Raw genomic sequence first — 17067 nt, 5'->3', positions numbered from 1 at the left:
TGCCGAAGGAGCGCACGGATGCGTTTTTTGAAAGTGATTGCCCAGGATCGACAAGGCAGCGGCGCAGCGGACAGTATCGAGCTGCGCTTTCATGACAGCGAACTGGATTGGCGCGAAGCCTCGGCTCGCGAGGTGGCGCTACTGCGCAGCTTCTCCAGCACCTATCTGAAATGTGCCTGGTTCAACGCGGCCGACGAGGACACGCGACATCTGCGGATGTTCGCTCTGAACCCCGGCAGCGATGGAACGCCGGAATCAGTCAGGCTGCACTTTCACGAGGGCGAAACGATCGCTTACAAGGCCGCCGTCCACGACCTGGATAACGATGGCGGCTTCGAGGTTGTGCTGTGTTCGGACGTCGACAACGACGGGCGCACCAATCGCACGGATCGCAGCCGGGTGACGACGCTGGTCAAACAGTTTCTCAAGCTCGGCTGGTTCTAGAGTTCGAGGACCTTGCCGACCAGTTCATCGATCTGTTCCTGACGCTGGGCCTGATTCAGTTTCGGATGCGGGTTGAGCGACGACCATTGTGGGTGGGCCCGGGCGATATTCAGCGCCTCCGGCAGCTTGCCTTCGCGCCAGGTCTTGTCCTGCGGCGTGGCCACCTGAATGCTGTCCAGCGCCGCATGGCCTCGGGCATTCAGCGCTTGCAGCAGTTGCCGTTGACGCAATGCCAGCAGGCGCAACACGTTGTCGTCGACGGTCAGTTCCCGCTGCCCTTTGATCTTGCCGAGCAGGCGGTTGCCATAGCTGCGGGCGGTTTGCAGGGCGCCGCCGGCAATTGCACCGGCCAGGGCCGCTGCGCCGAGGGTAATGCCGCCCACCAGTAAGTCCACACCCGCACCGGCTGCGGCGCCGGCGGCAATCCCGCCACCGACCCGCACGCCGAGTTGCTTCAGGGTTTCCGGGTTGAACAGGTCATCGCCCCAACGCCCGTCGAGCAGCGGCAGATCACTGGCGGCAGCGTCTTGCGGGCGGAAGGCGTAGAGCTTGAGCAGCGCTTCGACGCATTTCTGCTCGCGTTGGCGCACGGCTTTGCGCAGTTCGCTGATGGCCTGTTGTTCCTGTTCGGCGTTGCTCGCCACACTGCGCCGGCACGCGGCGCAGTCGATCAGCAATTCGGCGATCAGGCGCGCGGCACTTTGTTCACGGGCGAGGCGTTGGGCCTGTTGATCGGCGATCAGCCGTTCAAGTTGTGGGCGGGCGTTTTCCAGTAGCAACGCGAGGCTTTCATACAGCCGCCGCTCGCCATCTTCGGGTGGGGCGACGCTGTCGAACCGCACCAGCGCATGCAGGCCCAGACGCGCCAATGCTTCGCGCCAGTCAGGCTCGCGGTGGTTGGCGCTGCTGACGAAATTCAGCACCGGCAGCAACGGCTTGCCGCAACTGGCCAGTACCTCCAGCTCATCGCGGTACTTGGCCAGCACCGGTTCGCGCGCATCGATCACATACAGGCCGGCATCGGAGTCGAGCAATTGCCGCAGTACTTTGGCTTCCTGTTCGAAACGCTGGCGCGCTTCGCTGCCGTCGAGAAACCGCGCCAATCGCGCCGGACCGTCGAGGCGTTCACCAGGGCGCTCCAGGCGCTCGAGAAAATCCAGCAGGGCGATGGCGTCTTCCAGACCGGGTGTGTCGTAGAGGTCGAGCAACGGTTCGCCATCCACCGACAACCGCGCGCCTTCGACATGCCGGGTGGTGCTCGGGCGATGGGAGACTTCGCCGAAACCGACGTCGCGGGTCAGGGTGCGCAACAGCGAAGTCTTGCCGACGTTGGTGTGGCCGACCACCGCCAGTTTCAGCGGCGCTTTCCAGGCATCAGTCATGTCCGTGCTCCAGCCAGTTCAACGGGGCGCAATCGGCGAACGGCAGCTCCAGCTGCTGCAGCGCCACGTGCCAGTCACCGAGGCGTTCGGCGTCCAGCGCTTGCCCCGATGGCGCCTGCAACAGCCAGACACGGGTCGCGGCGGCATTGCGCGCCAGCTCGGCGATCAGCGCCAGGCTGCCGCGATCCGGTGACCGTCGTGGGTCGCAGGCAATCGCGAGGCGCGCGGGCGGGAAGCGGCTGAGCTGTTCGAGCAGTTTGTTGCGCGATTCGCGGCTGTCGAGGATGCCGGCGTTGCTGACGTTTTTCGGCAGCGTCGGTGGCCATGGGTGTTGATCGTCGAGTTCGATTGCCACCAGCAACGCGCCATCGCTGGCGTGTTCGCCGACGGTGCTTTCGACGCGGTGCAATTGCGCAGGCTCAGGGTCGGTGATGCCGAGGCGTTCGCTGGTCGGCATCAGGCGTTCGCGCAGTTGGGCGTAACCGGGCAGGTTCAAGTCCAGACGCAACGCCGCTTTGCCGCTGTTCCAGCGCCAGAAGCAAAACAGCGCCAACAGCAGACGCGGCAATACGCCGTACACCACCAGCACGCCGACCAGCCAGGTCGCCCACGCCTGACGGGCGCTTTCGATGTTCAGCGCGGTGTCGCCGCTGGCGCGGATCATGTCCACGGTCGGCACGTTGAAGCCTAGCAGCGCCGGCAAGGTGCCAAGGGCCTGGGTCATGTTGATGAACGTATCGGCACTGAGAATCGTGGTTTCCCAGACGAAGCCGTAGCGCCGGGTCGCCATCAGCGTCAGCAGCAAAACCAGCGCGCTGACCATCGCCAGCAACCACAGGCCATTGACCAGCGTACCGAGCGCCCAGCGATTGAGTTTCTGGCGTTGCAGCATCAACAGCAGGGCTGGCGCCAGTTGCGCCGCCTTGGCATCGCGGGCAAGTTTTTCACTGAGCCACAGCCACAAGCGGCCGAGTGTGGCGCCATGTTCGCCAGCGAAGATCAGCCCCAGCGCCCAGCTCAACAGCAAGATCAGATTCAGCCCGAGCAGGCTGCCCAAGGCCCAGAACACGTTGACCGGCGTCTGGCCCAGTGCGGCAAAGGCCAGGCCGGCGCCGCTCAGTACCGCGAAGATCGCCAGCAGCACCAGCGCCAGGCGCGCGCCTTGCAGCCAGTGCTTGAGCGCCGAGGTCAGGCCGTCGCGCTCGGCCAGCCACAGGGCGCGGCGTTGAATGCGTCCCGGCAGATCGCCGCCGGCCGCGCGGGCCAGGCGATTGGCTTCCAGATCGTCCAGCGGGCCTGCGTGTTCTTCGCGCAGACGCACGGTTTCGGTGAGCCAGAGGTTTTGCAGTGAAGTCAGTTCAGTCACGCGGCATCCCGTTGCTTGATTGAGCCGTGAGCATAACCGCTGTGGCGCTTATCGGGGTAAGGGCGGCTCTGGTATCCTCGCCGGCATGACTAAATCACTCCCCCTCAGCCTGATCGCAGCCCTCGGTGAAAACCGCGTGATCGGCGTCGATAACAGCATGCCCTGGCACCTGCCGGGGGACTTCAAATACTTCAAGGCCACGACGCTCGGCAAGCCGATCATCATGGGTCGCAAGACCTGGGATTCGCTGGGTCGTCCGTTGCCGGGCCGTCTGAACATCGTGGTCAGCCGTCAGGCCGGTCTGGTGCTGGAAGGGGCGGAAGTCTATCCCTCGCTGGAAGCTGCCGTGGTTCGCGCCGAAGAGTGGGCGAAAGAGCAGGGCGTCGATGAGTTGATGCTGATTGGCGGGGCACAGTTGTATGCGCAGGGACTGGCGCAGGCGGATCGTCTGTATCTGACCCGTGTGGCGTTGAGTCCGGAAGGGGATGCCTGGTTTCCGGAATTCGATCTGAACCAGTGGAAACTGGTGTCGAACGTGCCGAATCCGGCTGAAGGCGACAAACCGGCTTACCACTTCGAAGTCTGGGAAAAAGCTTAAAAGCATCGCTGGCAAGCCAGCTCCCACAGTGTCCAAGGTGAATCACATGTTGTGTGAACATCCGGAACCCTTGTGGGAGCTGGCTTGCCAGCGATGAGGGTAGATCAGGCAAAGTAGAACTTAAGCCTGAGCAAGCTCCGCATGCTCATCGGCGTCCAGCAGGGCCTTGTCGGTCTGCTGCATCACCTGGCTGGTAATCGCGCCAGCGGTGATCGAACCGCTCACGTTCAGCGCCGTACGACCCATGTCGATCAGCGGCTCGACCGAAATCAGCAACGCCACCAGCGAAACCGGCAAGCCCATGGCCGGCAGCACGATCAGCGCGGCGAAGGTCGCACCGCCACCCACGCCCGCCACACCGGCCGAACTCAGGGTCACAATCGCCACCAGCGTCGCGATCCACAGCGGATCCAGCGGGTTGATGCCGACGGTTGGCGCAACCATCACCGCGAGCATCGCCGGGTACAGACCGGCGCAGCCGTTCTGGCCGATGGTTGCGCCGAACGATGCGGCGAAGCTTGCCACCGATTGCGGAATGCCCAGACGACGGGTCTGCGCTTCGATGCTCAGCGGAATGCTCGCCGCACTGGAGCGGCTGGTGAACGCGAAGGTCAGCACCGGCCATATTTTGCGGAAGAAGCGCAGCGGGTTGATCCCGGCCGCCGACACCAGCAGACCGTGCACCACGAACATCAGGCCCAGGCCGAGGTACGACACCACCACGAAACTGCCGAGCTTGATGATGTCCTGCAGGTTGGAACCGGCGACCACTTTGGTCATCAGCGCCAGCACGCCGTACGGGGTCAGCTTCATCACCAGACGCACCAGGCGCATCACCCAGGCTTGCAGGGTGTCGATGGCGTTGATCACTTTCTGACCTTTCTCGACATCATCCTTGAGCAGTTGCAGCGCGGCGACCCCCAGGAACGCGGCGAAGATCACCACGCTGATGATCGAGGTCGGCTTGGCCCGCGCCAGGTCGGCGAACGGGTTCTGCGGGATGAACGACAGCAGCAGTTGCGGCACATTCAGGTCGGCGACCTTGCCGGCATAGTCGGTCTGAATGGTTTGCAGACGGGCCATTTCCTGAGTGCCGGCGACCAGGCCTTCGGCGGTCAGGCCAAACAGGTTGGTCAGGCCGATGCCGATCAGCGCCGCAATCGCGGTGGTGAACAGCAGCGTGCCGATGGTCAGGAAGCTGATCTTGCCCAGCGACGATGCGTTGTGCAGACGGGCCACGGCGCTGAGGATCGAGGCGAACACCAGCGGGATCACGATCATTTGCAGCAGCTGCACGTAACCGTTGCCGACCAGATCGAACCAGCCGATCGAGGCTTTCAGCACCGGGTTGCCGGCACCGTAGATCGTGTGCAGCGCGACGCCGAACGCCACGCCCAGCACCAGGGCGAGCAGGACTTTTTTCGCCAGGCTCCACGTGGTGTGACGGGTTTGCGCCAGACCGAAGAGCAGGGCGAGGAACACCAGCAAGTTGAGAATCAGGGGCAGATTCATGGGGACTCCAGAAAAGACTGTGCCAACAACCTTCCGGGGCTGTTGCGAACCGGCAAGCCTAACAGCTTGATTTCCAATGATTTAATACCGAAATCAAAGGTCGTCCGTCGTTTTTGGAATAAGCGGGTGTCGCTCTCGGAGATGCAGCTGGCGCGAAACGGACGTGGACGGTCGCTGACAGACGGGGACTGTCACATTTATTTGTTAGCGTCGATTTCTTTGACCCAGGGAGAAGCGCCAATGAAGTTTGCACCGAAATTTCTGGCTGTCGCACTGACTGTGGGAATGGGCCTGGCCACTCAGGCATTCGCCACCGACCTGAAACACTGGCCGGCGGATCAGGCCAAGGCACTGGACGCGATGATCGCCGCCAACGCCAACAAGGGTAACTACGCGGTGTTCGACATGGACAACACCAGTTACCGCTACGACCTCGAAGAGTCGTTGCTGCCGTTCATGGAAAACAAGGGCCTGATCACCCGCGACAAGCTCGACCCCTCCCTGAAACTGATGCCGTTCAAGGACACCGCCGACCACAAGGAAAGCCTGTTCAGCTACTACTACCGCCTCTGCGAAGTCGACGACATGGTTTGCTATCCATGGGTGGCGCAGGTGTTCTCCGGTTTCACCCTCAAGGAACTCAAGGGCTACGTCGACGAACTGATGGCCTCGGGCAAACCGGTGCCGGCGACCTATTACGAAGGTGACGTGGTCAAGAACCTGGATGTGAATCCGCCGAAAATCTTCACCGGCCAGAAAGAGCTGTACAACAAACTGATGGAGAACGGCATCGAGGTTTACGTGATGACTGCTGCCTCCGAAGAACTGGTGCGCATGGTCGCGGCCGATCCGAAGTACGGCTACAACGTCAAACCGCAGAACGTGATCGGCGTGACCACGTTGCTGAAGAACCGCGAGACTGGCGAGCTGACCACCGCGCGCAAACAGATCACCGCCGGCAAGTATGACGAGAAGGCCAACCTCGGCCTCGAACTGACCCCGTACCTGTGGACCCCGGCGACCTGGATGGCCGGCAAGCACGCGGCGATCCTGACCTACATCGACGAATGGAAAAAACCGGTGCTGGTGGGTGGCGACACGCCGACCAGCGACGGCTACATGCTGTTCCACGATGTGGACGTGGCCAAGGGTGGCATTCATCTGTGGGTCAACCGCAAGGACAAGTACATGACCCAGCTCCAGGGCATGATGGCCAAGCACGCAGCGGCCCAGGCGAAAGAAGGCCTGCCGGTGACGGCGGACAAAAACTGGGTGATCGTGAAGCCGGAAGAAATCCAGTAATTGCTACGGTGATTGCTCCCGCGCAGAGCGCAATGATCGTTCCCACGCTCCCGCGTGGGAATGCAGCCCGTGACGCTCCGCGTCACTGGACGCAGAGCGTCCCTTGAGGCATTCCCACGCGGGAGCGTGGGAACGATCACCCAGTAAACTTGAAGGCAAAAAAATGCCCCGCACTTGGCGGGGCATTTTGTTTCTGCGATTTGACGCTTACAGCCCGTCGAGCATCGCCTTGTTACGCACTGCACCCTTGTCGGCGCTGGTCGCCAGCAGGGCGTAGGCCTTGAGGGCGGTGGTCACTTTACGTGGACGTTTTTCCACCGGTTTCCAGCCCTTCTTGTCCTGCTCGACCCGGCGTGCCGCCAGTTCTTCGTCGCTGATCAACAGGTTGATCGAGCGGTTCGGGATGTCGATCAGCACTTTGTCACCGTCCTGCACCAGACCGATTGCGCCGCCGGCCGCAGCCTCTGGCGAAGCGTGGCCGATGGACAGACCGGAAGTACCGCCGGAGAAACGGCCGTCGGTCAGCAGAGCGCAGGCTTTGCCCAGGCCTTTGGATTTCAGGTACGAGGTCGGGTAGAGCATTTCCTGCATGCCCGGGCCGCCTTTCGGGCCTTCGTAGCGAATGATGACGATGTCGCCTTCCTTCACTTCGTCGGCGAGGATGCCGCGCACGGCGCTGTCCTGGCTTTCGAAGATCTTCGCGTTGCCTTCGAACACGTGGATCGACTCGTCGACGCCGGCGGTTTTCACCACGCAGCCATCCAGGGCGATGTTGCCGTACAGCACGGCCAGGCCGCCTTCTTTCGAATAGGCGTGTTCGAAGCTGCGGATGCAGCCGTTTTCACGGTCGTCGTCCAGGGTTTCCCAACGGGTCGACTGGCTGAACGCGGTTTGTGTAGGAATGCCGGCCGGGCCTGCCTTGAAGAAATGGTGCACGGCTTCATCGTCGGTCTGGGTGATGTCCCACTTGGCGATGGCTTCTTCCATGCTGCGGCTATGCACGGTCGGCAGGTCGGTGTGCAGCAGGCCGCCACGGGCCAGCGAACCGAGGATGCTGAAGATGCCGCCGGCACGGTGTACGTCTTCCATGTGGTACTTCTGGATGTTCGGCGCGACCTTGCACAGTTGCGGCACCTTGCGTGACAGACGATCGATGTCCCGCAGGTCGAAGTCGATCTCGGCTTCCTGGGCGGCGGCCAGCAAGTGCAGGATGGTGTTGGTCGAACCGCCCATGGCGATGTCGAGCATCATCGCGTTTTCGAACGCCTTGAAGTTGGCGATGTTGCGCGGCAATACCGACTCGTCGTTCTCGCCGTAGTAGCGCTTGCACAGCTCGACGATGGTGCGGCCGGCCTGCAGGAACAGCTGTTCGCGGTCGCTGTGGGTGGCCAGGGTCGAACCGTTGCCCGGCAGTGCGAGGCCCAGGGCTTCGGTCAGGCAGTTCATCGAGTTGGCGGTGAACATGCCGGAGCACGAACCGCAGGTCGGGCAGGCGCTGCGCTCGTACTCGGCAACCTTCTCGTCAGAAGCGCTGGAGTCGGCGGCGATCACCATGGCGTCGACGAGGTCGAGACCGTGGCTGGCCAGTTTGGTCTTGCCGGCTTCCATCGGGCCGCCGGAGACGAAGATCACCGGGATGTTCAGGCGCAGGGCGGCCATCAGCATACCGGGGGTGATCTTGTCGCAGTTCGAGATGCAGACGATGGCGTCGGCACAGTGGGCGTTGACCATGTACTCGACGGAGTCGGCGATGATCTCGCGGCTCGGCAGCGAATAGAGCATGCCGTCGTGGCCCATGGCGATGCCGTCGTCCACGGCGATGGTGTTGAATTCTTTTGCAACGCCGCCAGCGCGTTCGATCTCACGGGCAACCAGTTGACCCAGGTCCTTCAGGTGCACGTGACCCGGTACGAACTGGGTGAAGGAGTTGGCAATGGCGATGATCGGCTTCTTGAAGTCGTCATCTTTCATCCCGGTGGCGCGCCACAGTGCGCGGGCGCCGGCCATGTTGCGGCCGTGGGTGGATGTTTTCGAGCGGTAATCTGGCATGGAGCACTCCGGGCGGCTAATCAGGTATCAAAAGGGAGTGAGCTTCTATTGACGTCTGGAACACTCAGAAATGGCCGTGTGTCCTGATGTTGCCGATGACGTTGCGGGATCGCCGCTGGTCTCAGCCTGAGCTCATAAACCCGCCGGGGATGAATGGCGATGAATCTCGCGATTCTACACCGCTGGCGTCAGGAGGGAATGGCGCAAAGCGTTGTTCCAGTGCTGACGAAGCGTGCGGGATGACGACCGGCAGGATTAATCGCTATCCGGTTGCCCCACCAGATCGTTGCGCCGACCGATCCGCGCGTTCAGTGCCAGTGCCACCCCGCTGAGTATCACGAAGCTGTAGCCCAGCGTGGATTGCAGAGTGGTCGGGCTCAGGCTGATCAAGGCACTGATCAACCCGCCGCAGATGAAAATGATTGTGCTGCCGGCCGAGGCCGAGGTGCCGGCGTTTTCCGGAAACAGACTCATGGCCCGGGACGTGGCGGCCGGCCGGGCAATAGTGGTGCCGGCGGTACAGATCAGCATCGGGATCAGCACGGTCGCCGGAGCCAGTGCAAGGTTCGACGACAGGTACAGCATGCTCACGCCGGCGAACAGGATCAGGCTCAGGCCGACGACCATCTGCTGGCCGCTGTTGATGCGCCTGCTCAGCACGCTGGCGAGGATGCCCCCGGTGACGTAAGCCGCACCGTAGATCAACAGGATCAACGAAAATTCGTAAGCGGACAGTTGCAGCCGATCCATGAAAATCAGCGGCGAGATCACGATGAATGAAAAATGGCAGGCGAATGCAAATGCTGAAATCAGCCAGTAGCCGACGAAGTCGAAATCTCCCAGAACCCGTCGATAGGCCGTGAGGAAGTTCGTATGTGTGCCACTGCCGGTCGGTCGGGTGTTCTCCAGAAACAGCCAGGCCTTGAGCAGCACTGCGGCTGATAATGCGATGAACACCCAGAAACTGCCGCGCCAGCCCAATGTCGCCTGAAGAAAGGTGCCGGCCAGCGGCGATATCGAGATGAAAATCCCGCCGGCGGTGACCATCAGGATCCGCAGGCGATCACGCTGCTCGCCTTCAAACAGGTCCTGCACCAGCGCCTGGGACAGCACGAAGCAACCGCACCCCAGCGCCTGCACCACCCGAAAAATCAGAAACAGCGAATAGTCCGAGGTCATCACGCACCCGAGGGCGCCGAGCATCGAAACGCTCATGCCGGCGAGCAGCAGGCCCTTGCGCCCGATCACATCCGACAGCGGCCCGATCAGCAACTGGGCGAAGGCAATCCCGACGGCGAACAGGCTGATCGACAGGGCGATGTCCGCCGGGGTGCTGCGAAAGTGCTCGGCGAGTGCGGGGAATGAAGGCAGCAGGACATCCAGTGGAAAGACGCCGAGCAACACCATTGCCAGCAAAAGACTGACAGCTCCGCGCTGCTGTTGTCGGGTTACCACAGGTTGTCCGTCATCCATCGATCAGTCCTGCCTTGGCAAATAGTGTCTGGTTTTGAGGTTCGTTGAAAAAGCCGGCTTTCTTCAATGCGTTCAGTGTGGCGAGGCTGCCGGCGCGAGCCCGCCGCTGACTGGCCTGGGTGGTTGTCATCGTGCCGAGAATGTCCGTCACCGTCGTGTTAGCAATACCTGCGCCACTGAGGCTTTCCTGCAGCCAGAGCTCATCCACTTCGAAAAAGATTGCGAAAATGTCGAGCAAGGTCGTTGCGGTGAACGTTCTCTGTCGCGGGCCCAGGCGCAGCCAGAGGTAGTGGAACACTTCGGTGAAATAGCGGCTGTGGCGCGCTTCGTCGGTCAGGTGATCGCGCAACATGTCGTTGACCCCGGACACCAGGCTGTCGCGGCATACATCCAGCAGTTCACGGGCAATGATGGTTTCCGAGACGAAACCCAGAAGAAAGCACACCAGCGGCCGTTGCTCCTGCCCGGTGCGCGCAATCAGCAGGTTCATCCGGGTGATCCGCCTGGGCATCGCCGGACGCGCGCTGAGGGCGTAGACGCCAGCAATCTGCTCCGCCACCTGACTGGAAAACAGGGCGTGATAGCCCTCGTCGGTGTAGAGCTGGAGTGCGGCCGTTTTCATCGGCGCCGGTACCTCGACCGGGAGCTCGCCGTGGACGATGGTTTCGACGGCGCGATTGACGATTCGGTGTTCAAGTAGCGTGGTGTAGTCGAGAAAATGCACCAGATGCCGGGCCGTAAGCCGATGCAGCATCGAACGGCCCGCTGCTTCGATGACCGGGTGGGCCAGGTAGGGCAGGAACGCCGGCGGAAACCAGTGCCGGGTCTCCAGTTGTTTCTGCAGGTCATCCGGTAAGCGGTAATCGTGAGAACTGGTGCGAACCGAGGCGCGGGTGTTCCAGTCACTCAGGGTGAACTGAAAGACCGGTTCCGGGGCGAGGGCGCTCATGGTTGTGCCTCACGCAGCAGGTCACGCATTTCCTGGCACATCGCCTGACCGTCGCTTTCCCCGCAACCGACAAAGAACAAGGGTTGCTCTGCACTGTTCTCGAGCTTCAGCAACGTTTCGACCTGATCATCGGAAAACGCGCCCGTCAGCCAGGTGTTCATACCCAGGGCTGTGGCCACCAGCTGAAACGTCTGTGAAAGGTGCCCGGCTTCGACGAACGCCATTCGATAGGCGCGCGAGTGGGGGTATTTCCACCAGAGCCGGTCGAAGCGGGCGGTGATGAACAATCCCAATGGCAGGTTATTGATGAAATGCTGGCCCCCCAGCAGATTGCCGGGCGCGGTGTCGGGCAAGGGGTTGATGAAGCTCAAGGCGTGTTCGACGGAGTGGTAGGCATACACGCCGGGCGCCAGTCCGTCGACGTTCTGGACAAACACGTACCCGGCGCAGGCATTGAGCCCGCCCCCGGAAGGGCTGCTGCGCCGCGCGCTCAGTCCATCGGCGATGCTGTCGTCGCAATCGGCTTCGCGTTCTCGCAGGTAACCGAGTGACAGGTAGAGCAAGGTGCCGACATCGTCCAGCGACACGGCGGCGCCGGTGAAGGATCGGCAGGTCTTTCTCCGGGTCAGTGAACTCGACAGGCTGTCGTCATTCAGTACGAGCGGTGCGGGTAGGGCGATGAGTGCGTCCGGACGGGTATCCGCAGGGATGTCGACCGGCGGTGGAGTGGCAAGCACTGTATTGCAGTGCTCGAGGTATTGCCTGGACCATTCCTGAATGTTTCGGGGAGTGTGTTCGCAAGGAATATCCCGAGTCCCGATATGGTAGATCCTGGACAGTTCATCCCAGCCCCAGGCAGGTGCTGAGTTTTTTGAAGAAATCAGTATTCCGGCATTTAATAGCTGTGTGTCTATTATGTTGCTGCTGTCATATAAGTCAGGGTTGTGGACAAGTTGCGTCAGTCGGGAAGAGTACTCAAGGTCAAGTTCGTGTTGAGTATGGTCTTTGTAGTTCCAGACTATCTGGCCGGGCGTTCGTGGCAGTATGAATAAATAAGGGTTTATATGCATGTTGGGGCACGCTGCTCTGGATAGGTGCTTTGTCAGAGGCGCTGGGTAGCCGGCTATACCCAGCGCCAACCTTACTTAACGGGCTTTAGGTGCGACCAGAAAAGCCAGGTTTGCGAGGGAGCGGGATTCCAGAGTAATTGCTTTCATGATTGAACTCCTTGTTCATTGTTGCTTCGTGGTTAGTTGGTGTCACCTCCGTGGTGACGACTTAATAATAGTTTGTAATGGATTAATCGCAAGCAAATATTAAGTAGGAATAATCCAGTAATTTTGTCGGAGTGATCTTCGGTTGGAAGTGAGTGTGTAAGTTAAATGTCAGTAAATAAAGTATTCACGGAAATGTCCTGCGCGTCGACAGGGCGATAAATGTAGGAAAGCAAAGTGCGAGATAAAAGAAAGGGGAGCCCATGGGCTCCCCTTTCGATAGCTTCCACGCTGTGCGTCTGTCAGCTGTTAGGCAGCAGACGGCAGGTGATGCTCTTGATGTAGCGGGTTTCCGGGATGGCCGGGTGTACCGGGTGATCCGGGCCCTGACCGCCGCGCTCCAGCAGCTGGATGTTGCGGTCCAGATGACGGGCGCTGGTCAGCAGGATGTTCTGCAGATCGTCTTCCGGCAGGTGCATCGAGCAGGAAGCGCTGAACAGGATGCCGTCCTTGTTGAGCAGGCGCATGGCTTGCTCGTTCAGGCGACGGTAGGCGCCTTCACCGTTCTTCAGGTCTTTCTTGCGTTTGATGAATGCAGGCGGGTCGGCAACGATCACGTCGAAGCGTTCTTCGCTGGCCTTGAGTTCCTTCAGTGCTTCGAAGACGTCGCCTTCGATGCAGGTCATCTTGTCGGCGAAACCGTTCAGTGCGGCGTTGCGCTCGACGCCGTCGAGGGCGAAGCCCGATGCGTCGACGCAGAATACTTCGCTGGCGCCGAACGCGGCGGCTTGAACACCCCAGCCACCGATGTAGCTGTACAGGTCAAGCACACGCTTGCCCTTGGCGTAGGGGGCCAGACGTGCGCGGTTCATGCGGTGATCGTAGAACCAGCCGGTTTTCTGGCCCTGAACCACCGGCGCTTCGAATTTCACGCCGTTCTCTTCCAGCGCCACCCACTCCGGCACCACGCCGAACACGGTTTCGGTGTAACGCTCGAGGCCTTCGGCGTCGCGAGCGGCGGAGTCGTTCTTGAACAGGATGCCGCTTGGCTTGAGCACTTGGGTCAGCGCCGCGATCACGTCATCTTTATGCGCTTCCATGGTCGCCGAGGCGAGCTGCACCACCAGGATGTCGCCGAAACGGTCGACCACCAGACCCGGCAACAGGTCGGAATCGCCGTAGACCAGGCGATAGAACGGCTTGTCGAACAGACGCTCGCGCAGCGACAGCGCCACGTTCAGGCGATGCACCAGCAGCGACTTGTCCAGCGGCAGCTTGATGTCGCGCGACAGCAGGCGCGCGCAGATCAGGTTGTTCGGGCTCATGGCGACGATGCCCAGCGGCTTGCCGCCGGCGGCTTCGAGGATCGACTGGTCGCCGGCCTTGAAGCCGTGCAACGGGGTCGCGGCCACGTCGATTTCGTTGCTGTAGATCCACAGGTGACCGGCGCGCAGGCGACGGTCGGCGTTGGCTTTGAGGCGCAAGCTAGGCAGGGACATGACGTCGCTCCGGAAAAAAGAGCGGGAGTATACCGTGTTGCGCCGCACGCGGGTTCGACGCTGGACACGCGGCGCGTCAGCCCGGCCTGCAAATGAATGAAGGCAGAATTGGCCAGATGGTCTTGAATGAAAGTTTCCGCCGATCTGCCCCCGATGTGTCGTCCGTCGGTTTTTAGAGGTTAGAATCGCCGCCTGTCCCAGAGTGTGTACTTATGTCCCAAGAGCTGACCACCGAACAGATTCAACAGTCCCTGCAAGGCATCAGCGTGCCCGCGCAGCCGCAGATCATGGTGGATCTGCAAATGGAGCAATACATGCCCGACCCGGACCTGGAGACGATCGCCAAGCTGATCTCCCAGGATCCCGGCCTGTCCGGCTCGCTGCTGAAAATCGTCAACTCGCCGTATTACGGCCTGAGCAACAAGATCACTTCGATCAAGCGCGCGGTGAACCTGTTGGGCAGTCGTTCGATCGTCAATCTGATCAACGCGATGTCGATCAAGGGCGAGATGAATGACGACACTATCGTCACCCTCAACCGTTTCTGGGATACCGCCCAGGACGTGGCCATGACCTGCCTGACCCTGGCCAAGCGTGTCGGCACCGAGGCCAGCGACGAGGCTTACGCCCTGGGTCTGTTCCATGACTGCGGCGTGCCGTTGATGCTTCAGCGTTTCCCGGATTACATGACGACGCTCGAAAAGGCCTACGCCAACGCAAGTGCCGAGCGCCGGGTCGTGGACACCGAGAACGATGTCTACAACACCAATCACTCGGTGGTCGGTTACTACACCGCGAAGTCCTGGCGCCTGCCGGAACACGTCAGCGCGGCCATCGCCAACCACCACAATGCCCTGGCGATCTTCAGCGACGAGACTTCGCGCAACAGTCAGATGAAAAACCTGCTGGCGATCCTGAAAATGGCCGAGCACATCTGCGCGTCGTACCGGGTGCTGGGCAACCAGACCGAAGACTTCGAATGGCAGGCTGTCGGGCCGCTGGTGCTGGAATACATCGGCCTCTCGGATTACGACTTCGAAACGTTGAAGCAGACGATCCGCGAACTTGGCGCACACTGATTCGAAAGCTCATGATTCAAAAGCTCATGATTTGAAAAGACCTTTGATTCGAGACACTCATGCCTGAATTGCCGGAAGTCGAAACCACCCGTCGCGGGATCGCCCCGCACCTGGAAGGCCAGCGCGTCAGCCGGGTGATCGTGCGTGACCGGCGGCTGCGCTGGCCGATTCCCGAAGACCTCGATGTGCGCCTGTCCGGGCAGCGCATCGTGCTGGTCGAGCGGCGTGCCAAGTATCTGCTGATCAATGCCGAGGTCGGCACGCTGATCAGTCACTTGGGTATGTCGGGTAACTTGCGGCTGGTGGAAGTCGGGATGCCGGCGGCCAAGCATGAGCATGTCGATATCGAACTGGAGTCGGGCCTGGCCCTGCGCTACACCGATCCGCGGCGCTTCGGGGCGATGCTCTGGAGCACCGACCCGCTCAATCACGAATTGCTGATTCGCCTGGGCCCGGAGCCGTTGACCGATCTGTTCGATGGCGAGCGCTTGTATCAGCTGTCACGCGGGCGTTCGATGGCGGTCAAACCGTTCATCATGGACAACGCGGTGGTGGTGGGGGTCGGCAATATCTACGCGACCGAAGCGCTGTTCGCCGCCGGTATCGATCCGCGCCGTGAAGCCAAAGGCATTTCCCGGGCGCGTTATTTGAAGCTGGCGATCGAGATCAAACGCATCCTCGCTGCCGCCATCGCGCGCGGCGGCACCACGTTGCGCGATTTCATCGGTGGCGACGGGCAGCCGGGGTATTTCCAGCAGGAACTGTTTGTCTACGGTCGTGGCGGCGAGCACTGCAAGGTCTGCGGCACGGGCCTGCGGGAAATGAAGCTCGGTCAGCGTGCCAGCGTCTGGTGTCCGCGCTGCCAAAGCTGAGCAAAGCGTCCGAAAAAGTCCTACGGTCTATAGTGAGTTGTCTCACTGTTAGCCCGAAGGATCGTGCCATGAAGTCCTTGCAAACCCTCATCGTCGCCCTGCTGCTGTGCTTCAGCCTGACCGTTCAGGCCACGGAAGGCGGCAGCGGTGACCCTCGTTACGCCATCCAGAATCCACCGGCCTACGCCATGCTCGGCGATCTGCTGATTGCCCGACCATTGCTGGTGGTGGCGACGGTGATCGGTGCCGGGGCGTTCGTCGTGTCGTTGCCGTTCACCGCGCTGGGTGGCGGGATTGGCGATGCGGGAGAGGCGTTGGTGGTGGCGCCGGCGAAAGCAGCGTTCGTGCGTTGCCTGGGCTGCACAGGGGAAGGATTCGAGCAGCGTGAATGACGCGATCGCAGCCTGGCGCTGCGATCGGGGTCAGGGGCTCAAGCCTTGCCGGTGATCTTGCGGTACTTCTCCATCAACTGTTCTTCAGTCTCCGGATGGGCTTCGTCCAGTGGAATGCAATCCACCGGGCAGACCTGCTGGCACTGCGGCTCGTCGTAATGGCCGACGCACTGGGTGCACAGGTTCGGGTCGATCACGTAGATCTCTTCGCCTTGGGAAATGGCGGCGTTCGGGCACTCGGGTTCGCAGACGTCGCAGTTGATGCAATCGTCGGTGATGATCAGGGACATGCTAACTCCAGCCGGGGCGGGGAGCCCGGGCGCTATGAATCAATGCGCGCAATTGTGCCGCATTGGCGCCCGTAGTGCACGCGGGCGCCGTTTGAACGGTCGTTACTTCTTGAAGCGCAGGGTCAGGGCCTCGGCCACCGCCGGGTGGACGAACTTGCTGATATCGCCGCCCAGGGCCGCGATTTCCCGCACCAGGGTCGAGGAAATGAACGAATAACGCTCGGACGGGGTGAGGAACAGGCTCTCCACATCCGGGGCCAACTGGCGGTTCATGTTGGCCAGCTGGAATTCGTATTCGAAGTCCGACACCGCGCGCAGGCCACGCAGGAACACGTTGGCGTTCTGCTCTTTGGCGAAATGCGCCAGCAGCGTCGAGAAGCCGACCACTTCCACGTTCGGCAGGTGTTTGGTGACCTCGCGGGCCAGCTCGACCCGTTGTTCCAGCGGGAACAGCGGATTCTTCTTGGGGCTGGCGGCGACGGCGATGATCACGTGGTCGAACAGGCGCGAGGCGCGTTCGACCAGATCGCCATGGCCCTTGGTAATAGGGTCGAAGGTACCTGGGTACAACACTCGGTTCATCGCGTCGTCCTGGCGGGAATCCGTTGGGGAGTCGGATGGTATCGCAGCCGTCCCGGTCGGGAAA

16 protein-coding genes are annotated in these 17067 nt (G+C 61.3%); 6 read left to right on the top strand and 10 right to left on the bottom strand.

Features of this window, described 5'->3' with window-relative positions; all coding sequences use genetic code 11:
- Positions 1–18: 18 nt before the first annotated feature.
- Positions 19–444 (top strand): hypothetical protein, encoded by a 426-nt coding sequence (locus tag IHQ43_RS27610; protein WP_192562747.1) that lies wholly within the window; start codon positions 19–21, stop codon positions 442–444.
- Here IHQ43_RS27610 and IHQ43_RS27605 read toward each other — a convergent pair.
- A complete protein-coding gene (locus IHQ43_RS27605) occupies positions 441–1826 on the bottom strand; it encodes a GTPase/DUF3482 domain-containing protein (RefSeq protein WP_192562746.1) in 1386 nt (461 codons plus the stop codon). The two genes, IHQ43_RS27610 and IHQ43_RS27605, sit on opposite strands and share 4 nt — an antisense overlap.
- On the bottom strand, positions 1819–3192 hold the full coding sequence (locus tag IHQ43_RS27600) for a DUF2868 domain-containing protein (RefSeq protein ID WP_192562745.1): 1374 nt from the start codon (positions 3190–3192) through the stop codon (positions 1819–1821). Before IHQ43_RS27600 ends, IHQ43_RS27605 begins: the two co-directional genes overlap by 8 nt.
- Before the next feature lie 85 nt (positions 3193–3277).
- On the opposite strand from IHQ43_RS27600, the gene IHQ43_RS27595 reads away from it, so the two are divergent.
- The gene (locus IHQ43_RS27595; protein WP_134828419.1) at positions 3278–3790 is read left to right on the top strand and encodes a dihydrofolate reductase; all 513 of its coding nucleotides are present in this window, start codon (positions 3278–3280) and stop codon (positions 3788–3790) included.
- Positions 3791–3910: 120 nt separating this feature from the next.
- Here the strand turns inward: IHQ43_RS27595 and IHQ43_RS27590 are convergent, their stop codons facing one another.
- On the bottom strand, positions 3911–5302 hold the full coding sequence (locus tag IHQ43_RS27590) for an L-cystine transporter (RefSeq protein ID WP_064600151.1): 1392 nt from the start codon (positions 5300–5302) through the stop codon (positions 3911–3913).
- 240 nt (positions 5303–5542) lie between these two features.
- Between IHQ43_RS27590 and IHQ43_RS27585 the strand changes: the two genes are divergently transcribed.
- Positions 5543–6604 carry an HAD family hydrolase gene (locus IHQ43_RS27585; RefSeq protein WP_192562744.1) on the top strand — a complete coding sequence of 354 codons (1062 nt, stop codon included), beginning with the start codon at positions 5543–5545 and terminating at the stop codon, positions 6602–6604.
- Between the two features lie 207 nt (positions 6605–6811).
- Here IHQ43_RS27585 and ilvD read toward each other — a convergent pair whose 3' ends face one another.
- The 5 genes from ilvD to IHQ43_RS27560 all read right to left on the bottom strand — a co-directional run bounded on the left by ilvD (position 6812) and on the right by IHQ43_RS27560 (position 13788).
- The gene (gene ilvD, locus IHQ43_RS27580) at positions 6812–8653 is read right to left on the bottom strand and encodes a dihydroxy-acid dehydratase (protein ID WP_064380052.1); all 1842 of its coding nucleotides are present in this window, start codon (positions 8651–8653) and stop codon (positions 6812–6814) included.
- 255 nt (positions 8654–8908) lie between these two features.
- Complete coding sequence (locus IHQ43_RS27575; RefSeq protein ID WP_192562743.1) at positions 8909–10126, bottom strand: multidrug effflux MFS transporter; 1218 nt, start codon at positions 10124–10126, stop codon at positions 8909–8911.
- Positions 10119–11075 (bottom strand): diiron oxygenase, encoded by a 957-nt coding sequence (locus tag IHQ43_RS27570; RefSeq protein WP_192562742.1) that lies wholly within the window; start codon positions 11073–11075, stop codon positions 10119–10121. The genes IHQ43_RS27575 and IHQ43_RS27570 overlap by 8 nt, the downstream gene beginning before the upstream one ends.
- Complete coding sequence (locus IHQ43_RS27565; protein WP_192562741.1) at positions 11072–12145, bottom strand: SagB family peptide dehydrogenase; 1074 nt, start codon at positions 12143–12145, stop codon at positions 11072–11074. Before IHQ43_RS27565 ends, IHQ43_RS27570 begins: the two co-directional genes overlap by 4 nt.
- A gap of 446 nt (positions 12146–12591) precedes the next feature.
- Complete coding sequence (locus IHQ43_RS27560; protein WP_192562740.1) at positions 12592–13788, bottom strand: class I SAM-dependent rRNA methyltransferase; 1197 nt, start codon at positions 13786–13788, stop codon at positions 12592–12594.
- Between the two features lie 266 nt (positions 13789–14054).
- Between IHQ43_RS27560 and IHQ43_RS27555 the strand changes: the two genes are divergently transcribed.
- From IHQ43_RS27555 to IHQ43_RS27545, 3 genes are all read left to right on the top strand, one after another.
- Positions 14055–14867: an HDOD domain-containing protein gene (locus tag IHQ43_RS27555; protein WP_162130477.1), complete on the top strand. Its 813-nt coding sequence runs from the start codon at positions 14055–14057 to the stop codon at positions 14865–14867.
- A gap of 59 nt (positions 14868–14926) precedes the next feature.
- On the top strand, positions 14927–15739 hold the full coding sequence (gene mutM / locus IHQ43_RS27550; RefSeq protein WP_192562739.1) for a bifunctional DNA-formamidopyrimidine glycosylase/DNA-(apurinic or apyrimidinic site) lyase: 813 nt from the start codon (positions 14927–14929) through the stop codon (positions 15737–15739).
- A 68-nt stretch (positions 15740–15807) separates the two neighbouring features.
- Complete coding sequence (locus IHQ43_RS27545; RefSeq protein ID WP_007953415.1) at positions 15808–16131, top strand: hypothetical protein; 324 nt, start codon at positions 15808–15810, stop codon at positions 16129–16131.
- 38 nt (positions 16132–16169) lie between these two features.
- Here IHQ43_RS27545 and IHQ43_RS27540 read toward each other — a convergent pair whose 3' ends face one another.
- Positions 16170–16421, bottom strand: a complete 252-nt coding sequence (locus tag IHQ43_RS27540) for a YfhL family 4Fe-4S dicluster ferredoxin (RefSeq protein WP_003195146.1) — start codon at positions 16419–16421, stop codon at positions 16170–16172.
- Between the two features lie 102 nt (positions 16422–16523).
- Complete coding sequence (gene coaD / locus IHQ43_RS27535) at positions 16524–17003, bottom strand: pantetheine-phosphate adenylyltransferase (RefSeq protein ID WP_007953414.1); 480 nt, start codon at positions 17001–17003, stop codon at positions 16524–16526.
- Positions 17004–17067: the final 64 nt, after the last annotated feature.

Origin of the sequence: Pseudomonas gozinkensis (assembly GCF_014863585.1) — a bacterium.
Classification (GTDB): domain Bacteria; phylum Pseudomonadota; class Gammaproteobacteria; order Pseudomonadales; family Pseudomonadaceae; genus Aquipseudomonas; species Aquipseudomonas gozinkensis.
Note: the sequence above shows the minus strand (reverse complement) of the source record. Positions and strands in the feature narration are given on the sequence as shown.

Excerpts from the sequence above, each read along its gene's own strand:
- IHQ43_RS27610 (WP_192562747.1), top strand. The coding sequence starts at position 19 with ATGCGTTTTTTGAAAGTGATTGCCCAGGATCGACAAGGCAGCGGCGCA.
- IHQ43_RS27540 (WP_003195146.1), bottom strand. The coding sequence starts at position 16,421 with ATGTCCCTGATCATCACCGACGATTGCATCAACTGCGACGTCTGCGAA.
- IHQ43_RS27545 (WP_007953415.1), top strand. The coding sequence starts at position 15,808 with ATGAAGTCCTTGCAAACCCTCATCGTCGCCCTGCTGCTGTGCTTCAGC.
- IHQ43_RS27560 (WP_192562740.1), bottom strand. The coding sequence starts at position 13,788 with ATGTCCCTGCCTAGCTTGCGCCTCAAAGCCAACGCCGACCGTCGCCTG.
- IHQ43_RS27595 (WP_134828419.1), top strand. The coding sequence starts at position 3,278 with ATGACTAAATCACTCCCCCTCAGCCTGATCGCAGCCCTCGGTGAAAAC.
- coaD (WP_007953414.1), bottom strand. The coding sequence starts at position 17,003 with ATGAACCGAGTGTTGTACCCAGGTACCTTCGACCCTATTACCAAGGGC.
- mutM (WP_192562739.1), top strand. The coding sequence starts at position 14,927 with ATGCCTGAATTGCCGGAAGTCGAAACCACCCGTCGCGGGATCGCCCCG.
- IHQ43_RS27570 (WP_192562742.1), bottom strand. The coding sequence starts at position 11,075 with ATGAGCGCCCTCGCCCCGGAACCGGTCTTTCAGTTCACCCTGAGTGAC.
- IHQ43_RS27565 (WP_192562741.1), bottom strand. The coding sequence starts at position 12,145 with ATGCATATAAACCCTTATTTATTCATACTGCCACGAACGCCCGGCCAG.
- IHQ43_RS27575 (WP_192562743.1), bottom strand. The coding sequence starts at position 10,126 with ATGGATGACGGACAACCTGTGGTAACCCGACAACAGCAGCGCGGAGCT.
- IHQ43_RS27585 (WP_192562744.1), top strand. The coding sequence starts at position 5,543 with ATGAAGTTTGCACCGAAATTTCTGGCTGTCGCACTGACTGTGGGAATG.
- IHQ43_RS27605 (WP_192562746.1), bottom strand. The coding sequence starts at position 1,826 with ATGACTGATGCCTGGAAAGCGCCGCTGAAACTGGCGGTGGTCGGCCAC.
- ilvD (WP_064380052.1), bottom strand. The coding sequence starts at position 8,653 with ATGCCAGATTACCGCTCGAAAACATCCACCCACGGCCGCAACATGGCC.
- IHQ43_RS27590 (WP_064600151.1), bottom strand. The coding sequence starts at position 5,302 with ATGAATCTGCCCCTGATTCTCAACTTGCTGGTGTTCCTCGCCCTGCTC.